The sequence below is a fragment of the Roseibium sp. Sym1 genome, from assembly GCF_027359675.1.
Lineage (GTDB): Bacteria > Pseudomonadota > Alphaproteobacteria > Rhizobiales > Stappiaceae > Roseibium.
Genome location: NZ_CP114786.1, coordinates 5727449 through 5749649 on the forward strand (window position 1 = coordinate 5727449; position 22201 = coordinate 5749649).

Annotated in this window: 21 protein-coding genes; 11 read left to right on the forward strand and 10 right to left on the reverse strand. The window is 61.4% G+C overall.

The window, feature by feature from the left end; all coding sequences use genetic code 11:
* Positions 1 to 25 precede the first annotated feature (25 nt).
* Complete coding sequence (cysS, locus tag O6760_RS26555) at positions 26 to 1441, reverse strand: cysteine--tRNA ligase (protein ID WP_269582660.1); 1416 nt, start codon at positions 1439 to 1441, stop codon at positions 26 to 28.
* Positions 1442 to 1718: 277 nt separating this feature from the next.
* Here cysS and O6760_RS26560 point away from each other — a divergent pair, with 277 nt between their 5' ends.
* The 3 genes from O6760_RS26560 to O6760_RS26570 all read left to right on the forward strand — a co-directional run bounded on the left by O6760_RS26560 (position 1719) and on the right by O6760_RS26570 (position 4128).
* Complete coding sequence (locus tag O6760_RS26560; protein WP_269582661.1) at positions 1719 to 3386, forward strand: L,D-transpeptidase family protein; 1668 nt, start codon at positions 1719 to 1721, stop codon at positions 3384 to 3386.
* A gap of 141 nt (positions 3387 to 3527) precedes the next feature.
* Positions 3528 to 3716: a sugar transporter gene (locus O6760_RS26565; RefSeq protein ID WP_269582662.1), complete on the forward strand. Its 189-nt coding sequence runs from the start codon at positions 3528 to 3530 to the stop codon at positions 3714 to 3716.
* A gap of 121 nt (positions 3717 to 3837) precedes the next feature.
* Positions 3838 to 4128: an ArsR/SmtB family transcription factor gene (locus tag O6760_RS26570; RefSeq protein ID WP_269582663.1), complete on the forward strand. Its 291-nt coding sequence runs from the start codon at positions 3838 to 3840 to the stop codon at positions 4126 to 4128.
* Positions 4129 to 4141: 13 nt separating this feature from the next.
* Here O6760_RS26570 and O6760_RS26575 read toward each other — a convergent pair whose 3' ends face one another.
* Complete coding sequence (locus tag O6760_RS26575) at positions 4142 to 5086, reverse strand: LysR substrate-binding domain-containing protein (protein ID WP_269582664.1); 945 nt, start codon at positions 5084 to 5086, stop codon at positions 4142 to 4144.
* Between the two features lie 152 nt (positions 5087 to 5238).
* On the opposite strand from O6760_RS26575, the gene O6760_RS26580 reads away from it, so the two are divergent.
* Together O6760_RS26580 and O6760_RS26585 are read left to right on the forward strand one after the other, a co-directional pair.
* Complete coding sequence (locus O6760_RS26580; RefSeq protein ID WP_269582665.1) at positions 5239 to 5523, forward strand: DUF4242 domain-containing protein; 285 nt, start codon at positions 5239 to 5241, stop codon at positions 5521 to 5523.
* The gene (locus O6760_RS26585) at positions 5520 to 6170 is read left to right on the forward strand and encodes a glutathione S-transferase family protein (RefSeq protein ID WP_269582666.1); all 651 of its coding nucleotides are present in this window, start codon (positions 5520 to 5522) and stop codon (positions 6168 to 6170) included. The genes O6760_RS26580 and O6760_RS26585 overlap by 4 nt, the downstream gene beginning before the upstream one ends.
* Positions 6171 to 6233: 63 nt before the next feature.
* Here the strand turns inward: O6760_RS26585 and O6760_RS26590 are convergent, their stop codons facing one another.
* Both O6760_RS26590 and O6760_RS26595 read right to left on the reverse strand, forming a co-directional pair.
* A complete protein-coding gene (locus tag O6760_RS26590) occupies positions 6234 to 6749 on the reverse strand; it encodes a CreA family protein (RefSeq protein WP_269582667.1) in 516 nt (171 codons plus the stop codon).
* Positions 6750 to 6908: 159 nt separating this feature from the next.
* A complete protein-coding gene (locus O6760_RS26595) occupies positions 6909 to 8156 on the reverse strand; it encodes an MBL fold metallo-hydrolase (RefSeq protein WP_269582668.1) in 1248 nt (415 codons plus the stop codon).
* A 368-nt stretch (positions 8157 to 8524) separates the two neighbouring features.
* On the opposite strand from O6760_RS26595, the gene O6760_RS26600 reads away from it, so the two are divergent.
* Positions 8525 to 9025, forward strand: coding sequence for a MarR family winged helix-turn-helix transcriptional regulator (locus O6760_RS26600; RefSeq protein ID WP_269582669.1), 501 nt, complete (start codon positions 8525 to 8527; stop codon positions 9023 to 9025).
* Positions 9026 to 9162: 137 nt separating this feature from the next.
* On the forward strand, positions 9163 to 10509 hold the full coding sequence (locus tag O6760_RS26605; protein WP_269582670.1) for a DUF2865 domain-containing protein: 1347 nt from the start codon (positions 9163 to 9165) through the stop codon (positions 10507 to 10509).
* On the opposite strand, the gene gltX is transcribed toward O6760_RS26605, so the two are convergent.
* The 5 genes from gltX to O6760_RS26630 all read right to left on the reverse strand — a co-directional run bounded on the left by gltX (position 10472) and on the right by O6760_RS26630 (position 17127).
* A complete protein-coding gene (gltX, locus tag O6760_RS26610; protein WP_269582671.1) occupies positions 10472 to 11833 on the reverse strand; it encodes a glutamate--tRNA ligase in 1362 nt (453 codons plus the stop codon). The genes O6760_RS26605 and gltX overlap by 38 nt on opposite strands.
* Before the next feature lie 56 nt (positions 11834 to 11889).
* Positions 11890 to 13104: an MFS transporter gene (locus O6760_RS26615; protein WP_269582672.1), complete on the reverse strand. Its 1215-nt coding sequence runs from the start codon at positions 13102 to 13104 to the stop codon at positions 11890 to 11892.
* 175 nt (positions 13105 to 13279) lie between these two features.
* On the reverse strand, positions 13280 to 14947 hold the full coding sequence (locus O6760_RS26620; RefSeq protein ID WP_269582673.1) for an NAD+ synthase: 1668 nt from the start codon (positions 14945 to 14947) through the stop codon (positions 13280 to 13282).
* A gap of 97 nt (positions 14948 to 15044) precedes the next feature.
* Complete coding sequence (locus O6760_RS26625; RefSeq protein ID WP_269582674.1) at positions 15045 to 15578, reverse strand: response regulator; 534 nt, start codon at positions 15576 to 15578, stop codon at positions 15045 to 15047.
* 166 nt (positions 15579 to 15744) lie between these two features.
* Positions 15745 to 17127: a class II 3-deoxy-7-phosphoheptulonate synthase gene (locus tag O6760_RS26630; protein WP_269582675.1), complete on the reverse strand. Its 1383-nt coding sequence runs from the start codon at positions 17125 to 17127 to the stop codon at positions 15745 to 15747.
* Between the two features lie 292 nt (positions 17128 to 17419).
* On the opposite strand from O6760_RS26630, the gene O6760_RS26635 reads away from it, so the two are divergent.
* Positions 17420 to 18151, forward strand: a complete 732-nt coding sequence (locus O6760_RS26635) for a VIT1/CCC1 transporter family protein (protein WP_269582676.1) — start codon at positions 17420 to 17422, stop codon at positions 18149 to 18151.
* A 96-nt stretch (positions 18152 to 18247) separates the two neighbouring features.
* Entirely contained in the window at positions 18248 to 18601 is a 354-nt protein-coding gene (locus O6760_RS26640) for a hypothetical protein (RefSeq protein WP_269582677.1), read from the forward strand.
* A 91-nt stretch (positions 18602 to 18692) separates the two neighbouring features.
* On the opposite strand, the gene O6760_RS26645 is transcribed toward O6760_RS26640, so the two are convergent.
* Positions 18693 to 19289, reverse strand: coding sequence for a gamma-glutamylcyclotransferase (locus tag O6760_RS26645; protein ID WP_269582678.1), 597 nt, complete (start codon positions 19287 to 19289; stop codon positions 18693 to 18695).
* A 54-nt stretch (positions 19290 to 19343) separates the two neighbouring features.
* Between O6760_RS26645 and O6760_RS26650 the strand changes: the two genes are divergently transcribed.
* Positions 19344 to 20531, forward strand: a complete 1188-nt coding sequence (locus O6760_RS26650; protein ID WP_269582679.1) for an aminotransferase class V-fold PLP-dependent enzyme — start codon at positions 19344 to 19346, stop codon at positions 20529 to 20531.
* A gap of 111 nt (positions 20532 to 20642) precedes the next feature.
* A complete protein-coding gene (locus O6760_RS26655; RefSeq protein WP_269582680.1) occupies positions 20643 to 22172 on the forward strand; it encodes a diguanylate cyclase domain-containing protein in 1530 nt (509 codons plus the stop codon).
* Positions 22173 to 22201 lie beyond the last annotated feature (29 nt).

Here is a 22201-nt window from a genome sequence, read left to right on the forward strand (position 1 = left end):
TTCAGCCTGTCCGCCCGGCAATGCCTCACCGCTTGACCTCCCAGGTGGTCACGCGTTCGCCGGTTGCCGAGTCTTTTGAATCCTTTAGCAGAATTCCCTGAGACGTCAGGTCATCGCGGATTTCGTCGGCTTCGGACCAGTTCTTCGCTTTCAGCGCCTCAAGGCGCCGGTCGATCGCTGCCAGGATTGCGGTCTCGTCGATGCCCGATAGGTCAACCTCGACCGGGTGCACGCCGAGCAGGGCCGCCGACGCGGAAAAGACGGGAAGTTTCGCCGGGTCCTTGGCGGCCTCGACCGCGAGCGCGTGCAGGGCCTGGACGGCAGCGGCGGTCCCGAGGTCGTCCAGCAGCGGTTCAAGCACTTCACTGGCGGGCGCGGCATCCGTCTCTACCGGCTCGGGCCAGCGCGCCAGCAGGTTTTCCGCCTCTTCCAGCTTGCGCTGGGAGAAGTCGATCGGCTCGCGGTAGTTGGTCATCAGCATGGCCAGCCGCAGGACCTCGCCCGGCCATTTCCGCCCGCCGAAATTCTCCGTTTCCAGGAGCTCCTGGATGGTGAAGAAATTGCCCTCGGACTTGGACATCTTGCGGCCTTCGACCTGCAGGAAGCCGTTGTGAAGCCAGTAGTTCGCCATGACACTGGTGCCGTGCGCGCAGCGCGACTGGGCGATCTCGTTCTCGTGGTGCGGGAAGATCAGGTCGAGCCCGCCGCCATGGATGTCGAACACCTTGCCAAGGTGATGTGCGCTCATGACCGAGCACTCAATGTGCCAGCCCGGCCGGCCCCGGCCCCAGGGGCTGTCCCAGCCAGGTTCCTCGTCGGACGAGAGTTTCCAGAGCACGAAATCGCCCGGGTTCTTCTTGTGCGCCTCGACCGCGATGCGCGCACCGGCGAGCTGCTCGTCGAGCTTGCGTTTGGACAGACCGCCATAGTCCGGCATGGAAGCCGTGTCGAACAGCACCTCGCCGTCCGCCTGATAGGCGTGGCCCTTCTCGATCAGGTCGGCGATCATCTCGATCATGCCGCCGATATGCTGGGTTGCCCGCGGCTCGAAGGTCGGCTCCAGCACACCCAGGGACCTGATGTCCTTGTGAAACTGGTCGGCCGTCTTTTGCGTCACCCTGGCGATGGCGTCGTTGAGCGGAAGTTCCGGAAAATCGCGCAAGGCCCGCGCATTGATCTTGTCGTCGACGTCGGTGATGTTGCGCACATAGGTGACGCTTTCAGCACCGTAGAGATGGCGCAGCAGGCGAAACAGCACGTCGAAGACAATCACCGGGCGGGCGTTGCCGATATGGGCGAAGTCATACACCGTCGGGCCACAGACATAGAGGCGCACATTGCCGTCATCGATCGCGCGAAAGTCCTCCTTCGCGCGGGTCAACGTGTTGGTGAGCTTCAGGCCCTTGAAAGAGCCGGATTTCTCAGTCTCAGCGGCGCTCATGTCAAACGGTCTCCTGGCCGGCTGGCCGGGCGATCCGTCTCAGAGGAATTTTTGCCAAGAGGGAACGGCCACAGCCAGCGGTGTCGCTAGCTGCAAATAATGGTGATCGAAATGATGTTCCGTGTGGCCGTCATCATGGCGGCTTTATGGACCGGAACACGGAAGCCGGTCAAGGCTGCAAATGACGCTCGACGCCAAAACCCGCGGCCTGTGGCGTTGGCGCGCCGCCGGAAACACTCTAGACTTCGCTGATTGGGAATCAGAGGGGGAATTTCCGATGGGAAATTATCGGTTCGGCCGGAATATATGTGCGGGTCTGGTATTGGCGCTTGGCCTGCATCTGCCTGCGGCGCTCCTGCCATTGCCGGCCGGCGCCCAGACGGACGCTGCCACGCCCGAGACCCAGGACGTCCCCCAACCCCGCTTCCTTGAGCCCGAAACCCCGATCGCGGCAGCGATCCAGGCGGCAATGTCCCCCGACCTGCCGGAAGGCCTTGTGCTGTATTATGGCGAGCGCGCCTTCGCGCCGGTCTGGTTTACGCAGGACGGGCTCACGGAAAACGCCCATCTGGCAATCGCCGCCATGGCAGCAGCCAACGAACACGCCCTCAACCCCAACAATTATGATCCGCTGGGCTTCATCAAACGCTCGGAAACCACTGTGAGCGAACAGGATTGGGCACGGTTTGATCTTGATCTGTCGGTCCAGTTCCTGCGCTACGCGACCCACCTGTCCTCGGGGCGTGTCCAGCCCAACGCGGTCAACAAGGCCCTGAACCTGTTCCCGGACCGTCCCGACGCGAAATCACTGTTCGAAAACGCCGACAAGGCCGTCGACTTCAGTGCCTTCCTGGACAGCCTCGCGCCGCAGTCGGACAATTATGCCCGGCTGAAGCGGCGCCTGGCGCAATTCCGTGAAAAAGCCGCCGAAGGCGGGTTCACGCAGATCCCCGACGGAGAAGTGCTCAAACCGGGAATGACCGATCCACGTGTTGCCACGCTCCGGGAACGGTTGGTCCAGGAGGACATTCCGGGCGCCGCCGACCATACGGGTGACATCTATGACGGCGCGCTCGTCGAGGCCGTCATGACCTTTCAGGAATATCACGGGCTGGCCAGGGACGGTGTCATCGGCAAGAACACCCTGGCCCGGCTCAACATCCCGCTGCAGGACAAGTTGATCCAGATGGAACTCAACATGGAACGCCGGCGCTGGATGCGAGACGATCTCGGCGACTTCTACATTTTCTCCAACCTGGCGGACCAGAACCTCAAGGTGGTGCGAAACGGCAAGACCATTCACACTGCAAGGGTCGTCGTCGGCAAGCCCTATCACGCAACGCCCGTCTTTTCCGACCAGCTGGAATATGTCGAGATCAACCCCTATTGGAATGTGCCCTACTCCATCGCCACGAAGGAATATCTTCCGAAACTGAAGCGGAACCCGACGGCGCTGAGCAGCAAGCAGATCCGCGTGTTCCAGGACGGCAACGAGGTCACCCCGACGCAGGTGGCCTGGAACAGTTACTCCGGAGGAAACTTTCCTTTCCGCCTGCGCCAGGACCCGGGCGACGGCAATGCGCTTGGGCGAATCAAGTTCATGTTTCCCAACCGCTTCAACATCTATATCCACGACACACCGTCCAAATCGCTGTTCTCCCAGGCCGAACGGGCCTTCAGCCATGGCTGCATCCGGGTCTCGAACCCGTTCAAGCTGGCCGACATCCTCCTGGTGGACAACAACAAAGCGCCAGGTTACTGGCAACAGGTTCGCGACGACGGTGAACGCACGGTCGTCAAACCCAAGGTTCCGATCGAGGTTCACCTGACCTATCTGACGGCCTGGATGAACAAGGACGGGTCGACACATTTCAGAAAAGACATCTACGGACGCGACAAGGTGCTTCTCGAGGCCCTCAGAACGGCCATGACGCAGAACCTATAGCGCTCTTACCACGTTGATTTTAAATATGTTTCAGAGTTGTTTAGATATCTGAACAACGCCTGAACACCGCACTCAGCACGGGTTCAAGCGCCCGCTTCTATTCTCCAGTCAATCGATACGGATTGCCATCTGGAGAACACCATGTTGAACCGCATTTTCGTCCTGATCTTTCTGGCCCTGGTACTGGGCGGCCCCTTCTTCGCCATCATTGCCATCACCGACGGCACCAAGGCCTTCGGCCAGGAAGCCCAGCAAAAAGGCATGTGCCTGACGACCGGCACGGGCTGCGGCAACGGAAACATTATTGTCACGGTCGCAGGCCGGATATAATACTGCGCGCAAGCGGCACGATCCGTGTTAGCTTGATGTTTGACGGGATGTTTGGCAAGGTTGCCCTATGGACTACGAAGCACTTGAGAACAAAGCAGAATCCGCAGCGGAATTCTTGAAGATGATGGCGTCCGCGCCGCGGCTGTTGCTGATGTGTCTCGTGCTGGAGGACGAACGCTGCGTCAGTGAGCTTGCTGAAAAGACCGGCATGCGCATGCCGACAGTGTCCCAGCAGCTGGCCCTGTTGCGCGCACAAGGCCTGGTGACGACCCGCCGCGAGGGCACCACCATCTACTACCGGCTGGCGAGCGAACCGGTCAAAGACATCATGGCAATGCTCTACAAGCATTTCTGTGCCGGCACGGAACTACCCGTCGCCAAGCACCTGGAAACGCTGGACGCCGCCGACTAGGCCCCTCTCCCCCTTAAGTATTTTTCAGATCGAGCATGTCGCCAACGGCGTCCCGGAACCTTGCAGCTTGTTCGATCGTCCAGTCGCAGAACCGCCGTTGCTGGGAACTCATCACACGCCCGCTGATCGACAGGAGCCGGTAGCGATAGGCCGTGCGCACATGTCTCGCGGGGCCGAAAGGCAGGATCAACCGACCGGCTTCAAGGGAATCGTAAGCCTCCGTGATACCGCACAGCACCAGTCCCTGTCCGGACAGGGCCGCCTGCAATCCCGAGCTGATCCTTGAAAAACGAAGCCCCGACTTGTCCGTGCCGGGCTCCATGCCGAATGTTGCGAACCAGTCCTGCCAGGTTGCCCATTTCGGGTCGGGTGTCCTGTTGTCCAGATGCACGAGAGGCACACCGGCAAGGCTCTTCAGATCCAGGGCAAGGCCGTTGCGCTCCGAAAACTCCGGTGTGCAGACCGGAACCACGCAGTCGCCAAACAAATCGACCACATCCAGGCCGGAATCGGGAGGCGGGCTGTAGCGAATGGCGAAATCAAAGCCGTCCGTGGCGAGATCGATCCGTCTGTTCGACGCGTTGAGCCTGAGATCGACCGCCGGATTTTGCCGGTGAAACTCCGAAACGCGCCGGGTGAACCAGTTTTCCGCGAAGGATTCGGGCAGCGTAACGGAAACCTGGTTGGCCGTGCGCACCTGCCTCAGCTCCATCAGCACGTCATCCAGAATGGAAAACCCGCCGGTCAGCCGGTCCTTGACACGCAATGCCTCGTCCGTCGGCTTCGCCCCCGTCGGGCCGCGCCGGAACAAGGTCCTGCCAAGATAGGCCTCAAGCCCCCTGATCTGCTGGCCGACTGCCGCGGTTGTCACGCCCAGTTCCTCCCCGGCAAAGCGGAACGAACCTGTCCTCATGACCGCCTCGAAAGCCCGAAGCGCGTTCAGATGCGATACTTTCATGCATCTCATACTAAAGATTTTCTTTTCAATCGGCGAGACAAAATGAGCTGATCTTTCGAAAAGATCGCGTAATCCTGTCACTGCACAATGATTGACCTCGCACGGATTAAAGAAAATTTTCTTCCGGGCGCTCGCAGGAAAGGAACAGCAGGATGAAGAAATATGTCATCGAACGCGACATTCCCGGCGCCGGCGGCATGAGCAGCCAGGACCTGGCCGCAGCCTCTCGCAAGTCCAACGAAACGCTTGCGGAACTGGCACCTGCCATTCAGTGGCAGCATTCCTATGTCGCCGGAGACAAGACCTTCTGCATCTATCTTGCAAAGGACGAAAGCACGATCCTCGAACATGCCCGCCGCAGCGGTTTTCCGGCCAATTGCATTACCGAAGTGGCCTGCGAAATCGACCCGACCACCGAAAACGGCGGTGTGTCATGAACATGAATGCCCCCTACACACTGTTCTGGGAACGCCTGTCCGGAGCCATCGCGCCGCATGTCATGCTTGAGGAACTGGGTGTCGATCATCGGCTTGTTCACGTGGACATGGCCGCCGGGGATCATCGCCGGGAGACCTACCGTTCTATCAACCCGGTCATGCGCATCCCGGCGCTCCGGCTGCCGGACGGAACGGTCATCGGCGAAACCTCGGCGATCATGCTCGTGCTCAGCGAAGCCCACGCCGGATCGGGCCTTGTTCCAGGCCTCGACGATCCCGACCGGCCGGCCTTTCTGTTCTGGCTGACATCGATGGCCGCGAACGGGTACCCGATCTTCTCCCGCGCCTGGCATCCGGAACAGTTCACGACGGACGACCAGGCCAATGAAAGCGTGCGACAGCGCGCGGAAAGCCATCTGGCGGAGTTTTTCTCGGTCATCAACGGGGCCATTGAAGGCAATCCCTACTTCCTGCCGAGCGGATACACGGCGCTCGACATCTACCTGACCATGCTGACCGAATGGTCGGCCGACCGCCAGGCACTGTTCGCAGCAAATCCGCGCATTGCCGCCCTTTGCGGCGCGGTGATGAAACGCCCTGCCTACAGGAAGGTCATCGGCATGCACGCCGCTCCGGTTGCCGCCTGACGCACCGCGGGCAGAGGCGGAACGCCGTTTCGCCTCTGTCTGGCGCGAACTTCACGGCCCGGTTCAGTCCTTGACGAAGTCCCCGCAGCGCGGCGGCGTCTGGTCTCCCCAGGGCATCAGCGGTACTGTCGAGGTGGAGTTCTTCGGACTGCCTTCTATGAGCTTGTCGGAATAGACCAGATAGACAAGCACGTTGCGCTTGGCATCGCAGCCCCGCACGATGCGCATCTTCTTGAACATGAACGAACGGCGCTGCCGGAACATTTCCTCGCCCTGCTCGAAATTCTCCTTGATCGTCACCGGACCGACCTGACGGCAGGCAAGCGACACGTCGGAGACCTCTTCGGCGACGCCCAGCCACCCGGAAACCCCACCCTTTTCCGGAACGGTGAAATGGCAGGCAACACCGTCCACGATCGGATCGTCGATCGCGTATGTGGCCAGCTTGTGATCCGGGGTCAGGAATTTCCAGACGGTCGATTTCTTGAAAATCAGATCCGGTTCATCCGCCGCAAAAGCAGACCCTGCCCCATGCAGGAGCAACGAGAGACCGAGAACGGCGGCGGTGAGAAATCGCATGAATATCCTCCAGTGCTTGGACATCCCACATGTGGGGGGAATGCGGACCGGGTCAAGCACAGCTTCAAAAACAAACACGCGCCAGGTGGCGCGTGCAGCGTATCTTGAAATCTGATCCGGAGCGGTTGCTCCAGGTTGTCGTTAATGTGTCACGACAGCCTAACGCGCGTCTTCCAGGACCTTGCGGTCCTCCTCGGCACTTTCAGGGGAAGGCTCGGAGCTCTCGTCGTCTTCGACGATATCTTCTTCGGACAGGTCCAGGGACACCTCGTCCTCTCCCTGCCCCTCTTCCGGTTCCAGGGCCAGGGAGGCCGCGAAATCACTGTCGGATACCAGATCGGGTGCTTCGGCTCCCGGTGCCTCGGCGGTTGCCTCGGCCGGCGTGTCTTCCACCGCCTCAACCGTTTCGGCTGGCGCCTCGATCGTCTCTTCGGAGACGGTCTCCGCCGCGGAGGCCGCGCCTTCAAGCGCGTCCCGCAGATCGGCAAGCCGTTCCCGCGTCCAGACCTGGGGTTGATCGAGACCGAGCGCCTCGTCATAGGCGCGGGCGACATTCAGCGGCAAATGAAACTCGAAATCGTCCTTCGCGGCAAAGCGCGAAGACAGTGCATCCTTGACCGCCAGGTAAGTGTCCTTCAGGCCCAGGCTCTGTTCCACGCAGGCCGCTGCGGCATCGCGCAAGGTCGTGACGTAGTCCCGGGTGGTCTCGACAGCCGTTGCCACCGCCTGGGCACCCTCTGCAATCCGGCCGCGGCCGGGCACCAGGGTCGTCGGCCGGAAGGCCGTGATGCGGTCAAGCGCACGCGGCCAGTCCGCAAGATGGGCGTCGCCGCAATAGGGGATCGCGGATTTCTGAACCAGATCACCGGCATAGATCACGCCGGCTTCGGGAACCCAGACCACGAGGTCTCCCATCGTGTGAGCACGTCCCAGGTGCATCAGGCGAACATCCAGTCCACCAAGATCGATTGTCATGGACGAGGCGATCGTCATCGACGGCATGCTTGTTTCGGCATCGGCCGGCAGATCCGAAAACAGGCGCGGGTCCCGCTCCCGGGATACGCGAATATCTTCCGCGCCGCGCGTTTCCATCATCCGGCGTGTCAGGTCGGACGCAATCACTTCGCCTGCTTCACACGCTGCGGCCCCGAGCGTGTTGTCCGCGTGAAAATGGGTCAGAACAAGCGATTTCACAGGCTTGTCCGTCAGCTCGCGGATCCGTGCAAGAGCCCTTTCCGCCATGGCCGGCGTCGCCTGGCCGTCGATGACGAGAACGCCGCGTTCGCCGATGACCACGCCCGTGTTCGAGCAGCCATCCGCACTGAAGGCGTAGCAGCCGCGTCCGAGAGACTCGAACTGCTCGTTTGCGCCCGGGGCTGCTTCCGACCCGTTTGTCATCACTACCATCGCGGTCTCGCTTTCCTGCCAGCTGCCTGACTGCCTGCCATTCTCCACACGGCATTCGCCATGCCTTTTTCTGTTGACTGTAGCGTCTCAGCTTCCACGCCTGATTCGCAATTTTCCACCGGTGAAATCCTTAACTATTCCTTCTTTATCAACAGATAGGTCCTGCATTCAGCCCCCATTAGACTGCGCCAACCAAAGCTCTCTGCCGATCTTGCTTGCCAGCCTCGCACTTTTTCGTAGCAGGGCGGGTTGTCTTTGCCGCGATTTTCAAGTGGATATACTTGCTAGTGACAGAAGATGGCCGGAACGCGGCAATGTTCTTCTATCGTATCAAACAGGCTTAACAAAGCTCCAAGGGGCAGCGCACAATGTCCGACCCAAAAGGCACCAAACCGGCTCGAAACGGCCCCTCCCCGGGCCGGAAACCCGTCCTCGTTCTGAGCGGTTTTCTGCCTTATCGGCTCAACCAGCTTGCAGAAACGGTCAGCCGGTCGTTCTCCAAGATCTACGCCGACAAGTACGGCATCGGCATTCCGGAATGGCGCGTGCTGGCAATGCTCGGCGAACGCGAGGTCATGACGGCGCGCGATGTCAGCCAGGCGACCTCGATGCACAAGACCAAGGTCAGCCGCGCGGTCGCCACTCTCGAGAAGCGCAACTTCATCCTGCGCGACACCAACCCGCTGGACCAGCGTGAGCAGACCCTGAAACTGAGCGCAGAGGGCATTGCCGTCTATGAGGACATCGTGCCCCGGGCCCTGGCCTATACCCAGGAGCTGGAGGATGCCCTGACGGAGGAACAAAAGGCGCTCCTGGATGATCTTTTTGATCGCCTTCACCGGGCAGCAGGCGCTCCCGGGCACAACTGAATCCGATGCCTGTATCCCCCTGGCGGCATTAACCTAACGTGAGAGCTTTCGTTGCTATTGATAGGGTCGGCAGCGATACTGCTGACCTCGGTTCGTAACCGGCTCGGCGTGGGGAAGAGCGCTGCAGGGGACAGGAAATGGGACTTCACGGGACTGCCAGGCCAGTCACTTTGGCGCGCGCCGTTGCGGCCGGCGCGGTGCTGGTGTTGTGCGTGGAAATGGCCGAGGCGGCAAGCTGCGCCAGCCTGAAGTCCGAACTGAGCCGGCTTGAATCCGGCTCCGCGCCCCAGTCGGCCGCAGCCAGGAAATGGAGCACCGCCAAACGGCAGCAGCAAAAGGCCCTTGCCGCGGCAGAACGCGACGCGGGATATTTCGGCTGCGCGTCATCCGCCTCACCCAACTGCACCGGCCTCAACGGCAAGATCAAGCGCATGCGCGCGAACCTGAAAGCCATCGAACGTCAACTCGCCAAGGCCGGAGGGGGCGGTTCGGGCAACGCAAAACGCCTGCGCAAGGTGCGCGCCGCTATCGCGCGGCAGAACTGCAATACGCAGCCGGCCGCCAGAAACGCGGATAATCGCAGGCAGCGGACCGGCGACAAGCCCCGCTCCCTGTTCGCCCGCCTGTTCAATCCTGAGACACAGGCGGAGCCGGTCGCAGCCAGGCCCGGTGACCGGGAAATCGCGGCGGTCCGCAGACAGACTCGCAACGGTACTGGACAGCACCGGCTGCCGTCCGGCGGCACCTTCCGGACCCTGTGTGTGCGCACCTGCGACGGCTATTTCTTCCCGGTGAGCTATTCGACAGGCAAAAGACAATTCGCCAATGACGAGGCACGCTGTTCCGAACTTTGTCCCGCGTCCCGGACAGAACTCTATGTCTACCGCAATCCGGGCGGGGACAAGTCAGAGATGATGTCGCTTGCCGGTGAACTCTATTCGGAACAGCCCTTTGCCGACCGTTACAAATCCGAATTCGTGGAAGGTTGCAGCTGCCGGCTGAGCCGCCAGTCGAAACTTCGCTCCGCCTGGACCGACCTGAGCACGGGGACCGGTGCAAGGGTGTCCTTCTCCGACATCAGCGCAGGCCTGCCAAGGCGGAGCCTGCAACCCAGCCGCGGCAGCACATACGCCGACCCGGGCAACACCGCTTCCCCGCTTGCCCGCCCCCCCTTGCAGCGTAGCCAGCTGCCGCGCCACGAGGACCCGGACACGCGCTTCAATCTTGAAAAAGGCTACGACGTGACCGCCCGACTTGGCCTGGCAAAGGCGCGGCTGAACTCCGGGCGGGACAAGGCCGTCTCCGGCACGGATCTTCGGGACGGCCTCCCCGTGCTTTCTGTCCACTCCCGGACAGCAACGGATGACGAGGAAATCGCCGCCTTCGCGCCGGTGTTTCAGGTTGATGACGACGGCCTGCGTGAGGCGCCCGACCGCGAAGTGCCGGTCAGGGTAGTCGGTCCAGAATATTTTGTCGCCCAATGAGCGGCAGCAGCGCCTTCATGTCGGGACCGTGATCCATACCCGTCAGCGCGCGGCGCAACGGCATGAAAAGGGCCCGCCCCTTGCGCCCGGTCTCGGCCTTCAGTGCCGACGTCCAGGCTCCCCAGCTGTCTTCGGTTATTTCGCCTTCCGGCAGAAATGCCCTGGCACTTGAGACAAAGTCGCGGTCCTCGTCCTCGACCCGGCCTGTCACCGGTCCGTTGACGACTTGCCAATAGCTGCGCGCATCGGCGACGGTTTCGCAATTGCCGCGCACCGTGTCCCAGAACGCCTTGCTTGGCCGGATGCCTAGATCCGTCAGCCGGGCCTCGACCGCTTCGAAGGGCATCTCGTGCACCAGCCGGGCATTGAGGTTCTTCAGCTCTTCAAGGTCGAATTTCGCGGCCGACCGCGACACGCTGGTCAGGTCGAACTTTTCCACCAGCGCGTCCATCGTCGGAAGTGGCTCGACGGCCTGACTGGTACCGGTCAGCACGGCAAGCGAGGCCACGGCCATCGGCTCCAGGCCCTCGTCACGCAGCGAGCCGATCGACAGCGCGCCCTTGCGCTTGGAAAGCCCCTCCCCGTCCGGCGTCGTCAACAGGTTGTGATGACCGAAGACCGGCGGCACGGCGTCCATTGCCTTGAAGATGGCAATCTGGACACCGGTATTTGAGATGTGGTCCTCGCCGCGGATGATGTGGCTGATGCCCATCTCGATATCGTCGACGATCGAGGTGAACGTGTAGAGATAGGACCCGTCCGCGCGGATCAGCACCGGGTCGGACATGGAGGCCAGGTCCACCGCCTGATCGCCCCTGCAAAGATCCGACCAGGCCACATCCGTGCGTTTCGTCTCGAACGGATCGCCGTCATGGTTCGGCAGCAGGAAGCGCCAATGCGGCTTGCGGCCTTCCGCCGCGAACGCGGCGCGCTCCTCTGCCGTCTGTTTCAGCCCCGCACGGTCATACACCGGCGGCCGGCCGAGCGCGCGCTGGCGTGAGCGGCGCCGTTCCAGCTCCTCCGGCGTCTCGTAACACGGATAAAGCAGACCCGCGTCCTTCAGCTTCCCGGCCGCGGCATCGTAGCTCTCCAGCCGGTCGGACTGACGCTCGATCCGGTCCGGATCGATGCCGAGCCAGCGCAGGTCCTTCTCGATGGAAACGGCATATTCCTGCTTCGAACGCACCGTGTCGGTGTCGTCGAAACGCAGGATGAACGTGCCGCCCATCTTTCTGGCAAACAGCCAGTTGTAGAGGGCGGGACGGCTGTTGCCGATATGGATGTGGCCGGTCGGAGACGGCGCGAAACGAACAGTGACAGTCATGGCGGTTGAGTTAGCCCGTGATGATGTGCGCAGCAACCGAAAATCGGCTCCTGCCATCAAGATTGTTGAACACTCCGGTATGAGCGCGCGGTCACGGCAAGCACGAGGCAGAACCCGAGGCAGTAGAGCCCCATGGCGGTGACCTGTTGGTCGAAGGCGATTCCGGCATCGATCAGCCAGCCGATCAGCCCCGGTCCCGCGGCGGAGGCGAAGACCATCAGCGAGAACGCAACCGAGCGGATCGCGCCCATGTGCCTGGTGCCGTAGACTTCCGGCCACAGCGCGCCGACAAGCGTGCTGTTGAAGCCGTTGGAAATGCCCACCAGGGACATGAAAATGAAGGCGGCCGGCGGCGCGTGATAGTTCGCGAGCACGAAGCAGGCCAATGTCAGCGGCACCAGCGTGAACGGCAACAGGTGACGTGCGGAAAACCGGTCGATCAACGGTCCGATGACCAGGGACGCGCAGACGACGCCCGACGCCATGAACAGGAACGAGCTTGCGAACAATTCGAGTGTCCAGCCGCGCAGTTCCACAAGGTAGACTTGGTGAAAGAAGATGGACGTGCCGATGAAGGCCGGCGCATTCACGCCGAGGGAGGCCAACCAGAAACGCGGATCGCGCAGCACTTCCTTGCGGGTCCATTGCCGGCCCTCCGGCTTCGCCGAAGAAACTTCCGTCGCGCTCGGCACACGATCCCGGGCCAGCAGGGTCAGGATCACCGGCATGGCCAGAAGCACAAGTGCCAGGGCCGATACCGACCAGGCGCCCCGCCAGCCGAACGCGTTGTTGAGCACAACGAAGCAGATCGGGAACAGCGCCTCGGCGGTCGGGAACCCCAGGATCGCAATTGAAACGGCACGTCCGCGCTGTACGGAAAACCACCGTCCCGCCGCGGTGACCGAGGTGTGTGTCATCATGCCCTGGCCGCACAGGCGCAGGCCGTAAAAGGCGATCGCGACCATCCAGACCGAAAAGGCGCTCGCCATGGCCAGGCAGAACAGCGCCAGGCCGGTCATGACCACGGCCGCGATCCAGCGGACCGGAAAATGATCCAGGCTCTTGCCGACATAGGGCAGCGTCAGGGCACTGCCGAGCGTCGCCAGCATGTAGAGCAGCCCCAGGTCGCCATGGCTGAGGCCGAATTCGGCGCGAATGTCACCGCCGGACAGCGAAATGAAAAAGGTCTGCCCAAAGCCGGAAAAGACGGCAAGCAGATAGCTGGCCGAGAGCCAGCGCGCGTTGTCGCGCAGGAAGGTGAAATAGGTCATCAGGGCAATGCTTTCTCAAACCCGGCCTGAACGACCACATACACTTTCGTCATCCTGAGGAAGCGCGTCAGCGCTGTCTCGAAGGATGGCCACTTGTTCAAGAATTTGCAGCGGATCCTTCGAGACGGACCTGACGGTCCTCCTCAGGATGAGGTCGGGTATGCGGATAATCCCTTCAGGACCGGTCACGGAACCGGTTGGTAATCGGGTAGCGGCGGTCCTTGCCGAAGTTCCGTTCGGTGATCTTCACGCCGGGTGGAGCCTGCCGCCGCTTGTATTCGGCAATGTAGAGAAGATGTTCGATCCGGTGGATCAGCGCCCTGTCATGGCCCCGTTTTTCAATGTCGTTCACGGACATCTCGTCTTCGACCAGACATTCCAGAATATCGTCGAGCACGTCATAGGGCGGCAGGGAATCCTGGTCGGTCTGGTTCTCGCGCAGTTCCGCCGTCGGCACCTTGGTGATGATGTTGGCCGGGATCACCTCGCCGCCTGGCCCGAGCAGGCCGTCCGGCCTGTTGGCATTGCGCCAGGCCGACAGGTGGTAGACCTGGGTCTTGTAGAGATCCTTGATCGGATTGTAGCCGCCATTCATGTCGCCGTAGAGAGTTGCGTAACCGACAGACATTTCCGACTTGTTGCCCGTGGTCATGACCATCTTGCCGAACTTGTTGGACACCGCCATCAGGATCACGCCGCGGGCACGGGACTGCAGGTTTTCTTCCGTCGTGTCTTCATTGGTGCCGGCGAAGAGGTCGCCGAGGGCTCTGGTGAACCCCTCGACCGGTTCTGCGATCGGCACCGTGTCGTAGCGGATGCCGAGTGCCTTCGCACAGCCGGCGGCATCCTTGATGCTTTCCTCGGAGGTGTAGCGGTAGGGCAGCATGATCGCGTGGACCCGGTCCGCTCCGAGCGCATCGACGGCCATCGCCGCACAAATGGCGGAATCGATGCCGCCGGAGAGGCCGAGCACCACACCGGGGAAGCCGTTCTTGTTGACATAGTCGCCCAGCCCCATCACGCAGGCGCGCCAGTTGGCCTCGTCCAGGTCCGGCAGCCTGGCCACCTCGCCGTTTTCACAAATCCATGTGTCGCCGTCCCGGCGCCAGTCGCTGATGCCGAGTGCCGTTTCGAATTGCGGCAGCTGGAAGGCCAGCGACCGGTCGGCATGCAGCGCGAATGAGCCGCCGTCAAAGACAAGTTCGTCCTGGCCGCCCAGCTGGTTGCAGTAGATCAGCGGCAGGCTGGTCTGGACCACCCGCGAGACCACCACCTGCAACCGTTCCTCGGCACGGTTCTCCCAGTAGGGCGAGCCGTTTGGCACCAGCAGCAGTTCCGCGCCGGTCTCCTCCAGGCATTCGCAGACCTCGTCGTTCCAGATGTCCTCGCAGATCGGCAGGCCGATGCGAACTCCCCGGAAATCGACTGGTCCCGGCAGCGGCCCGGCTGCAAATACGCGCTTTTCATCAAAGACGCTGTAGTTTGGAAGGTCATATTTGGAGCGGACGGCCCGAACCTCGCCCTGGTCAAGCAGGAGGGCCGCGTTGTAGACCCTGCCGTCCTCCCCGTACCATGGAGAACCGACGATCAGTCCCGGCCCACCGTCGGCGGTTTCCTTCGCCAGTGCTTCGGCTGCATCCATGCAGCGCCGGACAAAGGCCGGTTTCAAAACCAGATCCTCCGGCAGGTATCCGGCCAGAACCAGTTCGGAGGTCAGCACAAGGTCGGCCCCCTGCGCGGCGGCTTCTTCGCGCGCCTTGCGCACCAGGTCGGCATTGCCGGCAACATCGCCAACGGTGGGATTGAGCTGCGCGACAGCCAGTCGAAAACGGTCTGCAATCATCGGAAAAGTACCAGGAAGTGACATGGCTTTCCGGTGTAGCGGGAAGCCACCCGGCTTGCAATCGTCCCGTCGGCTTCGAAAGACCAGTTGGGCGCGATTACAGAAGCGCCAGAGCGTCGTGCTCCGGTTCGGGGGCCGGTGACTTCAAACCGGACAGGTCGGTCACCTCAAGCCTGCGCAAGGCAGGCTGCTGGCCGGGACCGTGAATGCCCCTGGACCGGCCATGCATGTCCTGACGTTCCAGAATTTCACCGATGTGCCGATACAGGATCGCCGGTGCAATCGGCTTGGCGACAAATCCATGGATACCGATCTCGATAGCCTCGAGAATGGTCGCGCGCTTGGCGTGCGCGGTGACGACAAGGACAGGCGTCGTACTGATGACCAGGTCGCGGTCGCTGCGCAGGATTCGAAGGAACTCGTTGCCGCCGAACGGATTCATGGCCCAGTCGCACAGAACGATGTCCGGCTTGCGGTCGACGACCAGTTCGAGCGCCTCCGAACCGTCACTTGCCTCGTAGATCGAGCGGATGCCGAAGCCGGAGAGAACCGAGCGCAGGATAGAGCGCATATGAGCATTGTCTTCCGCAATCAGGCAGGACACCCTCGTCAGATCCCACTGCTCACGCACAACCCTTCTCCCCTCTCGACCAAATCCCCATGCGTCCAGATATGCGCCTTGAGCGTTAAGCGAGGCTTACCCCGGGAGGGTTCGGGCAAGAAAAATGGCACGCAACAATCAAAAAGGGCGGCAAAAGCCGCCCCTCAGGTTAACGTCGCGTAAGGATGCGCTGTATCTACGCGCTGGCAGCCAGCGGCTCCGCCCGGCGGTCATCCCGTTCCTTCTTGAGATTTTCCGCGATCAGGAAGGCAAGTTCCAGAGCCTGATCCGCATTCAAACGCGGATCGCAATGGGTGTGGTAACGGTCGCCAAGCTGCTCCGCCGTCAGGGCATGCGCGCCACCGGTGCACTCTGTCACGTTGCGGCCGGTCATTTCGACATGCACGCCGCCGGCATGGGTGCCCTCGGCACGGTGCACGGCAAAGAAGGCCTCGACCTCTTTCAGGATCCGGTCGAACGGACGTGTCTTGTAGCCGCCCGCCGTGATGGTGTTGCCATGCATCGGATCGCAGGACCAGACGACGGACTTGCCTTCACGCTCGACAGCGCGCACGAGTTGCGGCAGGTGATCGAACACCTTGTCGGCACCAAAACGCGCGATCAGGGTCAACCGGCCCGGTTCGTTCTCGGGGTTGAGAATGTCGACAAGCTCCAGAAGCCCGTCCGGTGTCAGGGAGGGACCGCATTTCAGGCCGATCGGATTCTTGATGCCGCGGAAGAATTCCACATGGGCGTGGTCCGGCTGGCGGGTCCGGTCGCCGATCCAGATCATGTGGCCGGAGGTCGCGTACCAGTCGCCGGAAGTGCTGTCGACGCGGGTCAGGGCTTCTTCATAACCAAGCAGCAGCGCCTCGTGGCTGGTGAAGAAATCCGTCGAGCGCAGTTGCGGCACGCTGTCGGCATTGACGCCGCAGGCGCGCATGAAGTTCAGCGCCTCGGTGATCCGGTCGGCCAGTTCCTTGTACCGGTGCCCTTGCGGGCTGTCGGTGATGAAACCGAGCATCCACTGGTGCACCTGGTCAAGATTGGCAAAACCGCCCTGGGCGAAGGCGCGCAGCAGGTTCAGGGTCGCAGCGGACTGGCGGTAGGCCATCGCCATGCGGCCCGGATCCGGAATACGGCTTTCCGGGGTGAAATTGATGTCGTTGATGATGTCGCCGCGGTAGCTCGGCAGCTCGACATCGCCCTTTTTCTCGACGTTGGACGAGCGCGGCTTCGCGAACTGGCCCGCGATCCGGCCGACCTTGACCACCGGCTGGCTGGCCGCATAGGTCAGAACGACCGACATCTGCAGGAAGACGCGGAAGAAATCGCGGATATGATCCGGATGGTGTTCGGCAAAGCTCTCGGCGCAGTCGCCGCCCTGAAGCAGGAATCCCTTGCCGTTCGCAACATCGGCGAGCTGCGCTTTCAGCGCGCGCGCTTCACCTGCAAAAACCAGCGGCGGATAAGTCGACAGGCGCTGTTCAACATCCGCCAAAGCCTCTTGATCCTGGTATTCCGGAACCTGCAGGATCGGTTTCGATCTCCAGCTGTCCGGGCTCCATTTCTCCGCCATACTTCCTACTCCTCAGTGGACCCGCGGGTTCATTTTAGTCCCGACACGCGGCATCCGCGACATTATCGTTCGTATTTGCCTGCCTCTACAAGGCAAACGTGCGGCCTTATACACTCCATGCGCCTCCAAGGCCACAGGGCAAATCCCCAAAAATACGCGCCGGATTCTGCAGGGAATTTGGGCTCCCAGCCCCGGCATTCAATTGTCCCGGCCACGCTTATGCATTTGAGGAGGATCATTGCGGGTATGCCCTGCCGACAACATGCTTTGTACGCAACGGAAGGAAGCCGACATGCCCTCTTCACGCCTGGAGCACAGCCACAGACCCAATGACATTGCCAACCGGCTCGCTTCGGGTCCGGACGCCAGCTACCTGAGAGACTGGGTCTATGGCGGGATCGACGGAGCCGTCACGACCTTCGCGATCGTTGCCGGTTCGGTCGGAGCAAGCCTGTCCAGCAACGTGATCCTCATTCTCGGGGTGGCGAACCTGCTGGCCGACGGCTTCTCCATGGCTGCCGCCAACTACACCGGCTCGAAATCGGAGAACGAGGATTACGCACGCCTGCGGGCGATCGAGGAAAAGCACATCGATCTGGAGCCGGAAGGCGAGCGCGAGGAGATCCGGCAGATCTTTCTGCAAAAGGGCTTCGAGGGCAGCAGCCTCGAGGCACTGGTGTCGCTGGTAACCTCCAACAAGTCCACCTGGATCGAGATCATGATGCAGGGCGAATACGGATTGTCCGACACAACGCGCAATCCTCTGAAGGCAGCACTCTACACGTTTGCCGCCTTTGTCCTGTTCGGCGCCATTCCCTTGCTTCCCTTCGTTCTGCCCGTGCCCGCTAGCGCCAGCACGGCAACCGTCCTGACCATGCTGGCGTTTTTCGCAATCGGCTCGCTGCGCGCCCGCTGGTCCCAGCGGCACTGGATCGCCTGTGGCCTGGAAACCACGGCGATTGGAACGGTCGCAGCCGGGATTGCGTATATCGCTGGGCATGGCCTGCAGACGTTGCTGGGTTGAGCGCCCGTCTGGACTTTTTTTTTGCGGCAGGTTCGACATGCCGGGAAAACGCTGTAGAAGGTGGCCGCCAGGATCAATTCATCGGGATAATAGACAATGAAATATCTTGCAGTACTTGCCGCCGCTGCCTTTGCCCTTGCCCTTGCCGGTTGCAACAGCAAATTTGAAGTCACGGGAACCAATGCCAGCGGCACCGAAACGTTCAAAGGCAATGCACTCGGGTTTCAAGCTGGAAAATTCAACATCAAGAGCAACAAAGGCAGGAAGTGCAACGGTCGCTTTGACTCAGTGAACGACCTGGCCGAGGGATACGGCAAAGGGAACTTCAAATGCACGGACGGCAACGCGGGAACCTTTTGGTTCACCATCGAAAGAAACTATCAAAGTGGACATGGCGTTGCGAATATCGGCGGTGAAAAGTTCAAGTTCACGTATGGAAAACAATCCTGATCCGGCATCGACAACCGATTGCGCGACCTGCCGGCACGGCACCAAGGACTGTCTATCAGACCTTCTCGAGCACGTGCCGGCAGGCACCGGATCAGTTTTCCGGCTTCATGTAAGCGATGCCATGGGCGTCCAGCTTCTGATCGATCAGATCCGCCAGGTCCGGATCAACAGAGACTTTTCTCGGATAATGCGGCCGGTCGCGGTCCTGTAAGACGGGCACATGCCAGCCGTCGGTCGTTTCCAGGAAATGATCGATACCCGCCTCGCCCCAGGTGCGGAAAAAACCAGCGAGAACACAATCGAGATAGCTCTGCAGGATCGGGTGCCGGTCGCAGCCCCAGCGCAAATGTTCAGGTGCCGCCCGGAACAGGAAGAGTTCCTCCGGCCCCGGCTCTTGCCGGGCCTCGCAACGAAACGCGGCCCCGACGGCTTCCACTTTTACATACCGTTTTTCCCGGTGTTCCAGATCGGGCAACCTGGTGCGCGGTTCACGCGCCATCACACCCCAGATTTCGCTGCCGTCCTCCTGGCGGACCGTCAGCGCGCAACGGCCCTGGCCATCCGCTCCCTGTCCACAGACACGCCATTCACGCAGCCAGCCGGACAACTTTCCCGGCGTGACCTCGGCCTCCGCGGGAATGGTGTCAATATTGACGAGTGATCCGTAACCGAAATATGTGATCGTCATCTGGGACTTGCCTGGATTCTGTATGGTTGCCTCAACGCATAGCCGGGAGTTGTCATGATTGTTCCTTCCCTGTCCCAGCAGGATGTCGACCTTTTGCGGCAAGACACGCCCGGTGTAAGCCAGCGCATCCATTTTAACAATGCCGGCACCGGGTTGGCACCCGCCCCGGTTCTGACCGCGGTGAAAGAGCATCTCGACCTGGAAGCGCAGATCGGCGGCTACGAAGCCGCGGCTGCCGCGAAACCCGCGCTGGACACCTTTTATACGGCACTTGCGGCCCTGATCGGCAGCAAACCGCATGAGATCGCCTATGTCGAAAATGCCACGCGTGCCTGGGACATGGCCTTCTACGGCATCGACTTCCGCGAAGGCGACCGGATCGCGACCGGCCGCGCGGAATACGTCTCCAATTACGTCGCCTTCCTGCAGATGAAACGGCACAAGGGCATCGAGATCGATGTCGTCGAGGACGACGCATGCGGGCAGATCGACCTGGCCGGCCTGAAGGCGGCGATCACGCCGAGGACGCGGCTCGTCGCCCTCACCCATGTACCGACCTTTTCCGGCCTGATCAATCCGGCCGAAGAGGTCGGCGAGATCGCCCGGGCCGCCGGCGTGCTTTATCTTCTCGACGCCTGCCAGTCCGCGGGACAGATCCCGCTCGACATCAACGAGATCGGGTGTCACATGCTGTCTGGCACGGGGCGCAAATACCTGCGCGGTCCGCGCGGCACCGGTTTCCTGTATGTCAGCGATGCTGTTCTGGACCAGGTGGAGCCGCCCTTTGTCGATCTGCAGTCGGCCGACTGGGTTGACGACAACACCTATGAACTTGTTCCCCATGCGCGCCGCTTCGAGACCTGGGAGCGCTATGTCGCCGGGCAGATTGGACTGGGGGTGGCTGTCAGCTACGCGATCGGCTTCGGCATGGAGCGTCTCGGCAACCGGACCTGTGCACTCGGCGCTCAACTGCGCTCCGAGCTCTCCGGCCTTGGCGCGGTCACGCTCCATGACAAGGGCAAACGCAAGGGTGGCATCGTAACCTTCTCGCTCGACGGCGAGACGCCCGAACAAACGAAGGCGCGCCTCGCACGCGAAAGTATCAACGTCTCGGTCAGCTCTGCCAGTTCCGCGCGGATCGACCTTCCCCACCGGGGCCTGGACGCCGTGGTCCGCGCTTCCCTGCATGCATTCAATTGCGAAGAGGAAATTGAACGCTTTGTTAAGGCTCTCGGCAGTTAAGGCTAGGTAGTTTTCGCGAATGCCCGATTGCGCACTTCGCGTTAAGCGTGTTCCTCTAGGGTGCTCCCATACGAAACGCCGGGAATGGATGACGGTTTCTTGAAGAACAGGATGGACAAATCGGATGGGAAAGAGCAACCGGGTTATCTGAACCCGCGTGCCGGACGCAGCATCAGATTCTGGATCTACGGCCTGGCCGCTCTTCTCATCTTCCTGTCCACGGCATCGCTGACCTTTGTTGCGCATATGGCCTGGCGCGAGGCCGACAGGCGGGCCCTGGAAAGCGAGCAATTTCGTTTCAACAACACGCTGCAGACCTTCTATCGGGAAATTGCCCGCGACCAGATCGCGCTGGCCCAGTGGGACAAGTCCTTCAATGCGTTACAGGAACCGATCGACAGAGACTTCATCAGGTCCGAATTCATCGAGGACCTTTGGGAGGATTTCGGCCTCAGCCGGACGTTCCTGGTCAGACCGGACGGAAGTCTTCTTGCCCAGGCGATAGAAAACCAGACCCGCTTCGACCGCCTGGTTCTGCCAGCGGACAACGTCGTCCGCCAGCTCGCGGACAAGACCAGGGAAGAGTTCGAACGCCGGCAAGGCACCTCGAGTTCCGTATTTTCCGAATGGTACGTGCCGCAGTCGGCGCTCATGGGCATGGTCAACACGACCTTTGCAATGATTGACGGCTCCCCGGCCCTTTTGAGCGCGATTCCCGTTCTGCCCGATGACGGCCATGTCCGTTTCGACAGCGACTACCCGGTCATCCTGGTCAACGCGGTCTATGCAGACGACGAATGGATCGCGGATCTCTACGAGCGCCTGGCCTACCGGGATCTGGAGTTCTTCCCCGGCGCTCCGGAACGCAGGCATCCGACCAATCATCTTGTTCACGCGGCCGACGGCACCGTTTTCGGCTATTTCCGCTGGAACAATTCCAAACCGGGCCGCGAAATCTGGTTCATGGCAATGCCGCTTATCCTGCTGCTGGCCTCGATCATTGCCGTAGTCGCCTTTGCCGCCGCAAACCGGATCAGCCGCCTGTCCGCCTCACTTGAGGAAAGCGAACGCAAAAACCGTCATTTTGCCCGCCACGATGCCCTGACCGGCCTGCCCAACCGGCATCATTTTTCCGATTGCCTGTCCTTCGCGCTCGACGGCCTGCCGGATCGCGGCTTCGCGGTTTTTGCCTGCGACCTCGACCGGTTCAAACCCGTCAACGACACCTACGGCCACGAAGCCGGTGACACCGTCATCTGTACGGTGGCGGACCGTCTGAGCCAACTTGTCGGCAACGAAGGGGTTGTCAGCCGCATCGGTGGCGACGAGTTCATACTCCTCCTGACACAGCCCATGAACAGAGACATGCTGGTAGCCCATGCGGACCGGATCCTGAACGAGATCGCGCGCCCGATCGGTATCGGCGACGGCCAGACTGTCGAGATCGGCGTCAGCATCGGCATTGCGAGAGCTCCGGATTGCGGGTCCACCGAAAAGGACCTGATACGCATGGCGGACATGGCTCTTTACCGGGCAAAGGAAACGGGCCGGAACTGCTTTGAATTCGCCGGCCCCCACAGTCTTGAGGTCGCTCAGGCCCGTCGGCAGCCGGAACTGAAAACACAGACGGCGCAAAACTGACTGCTGCGTACCGCTTGCCGGACTTTCAT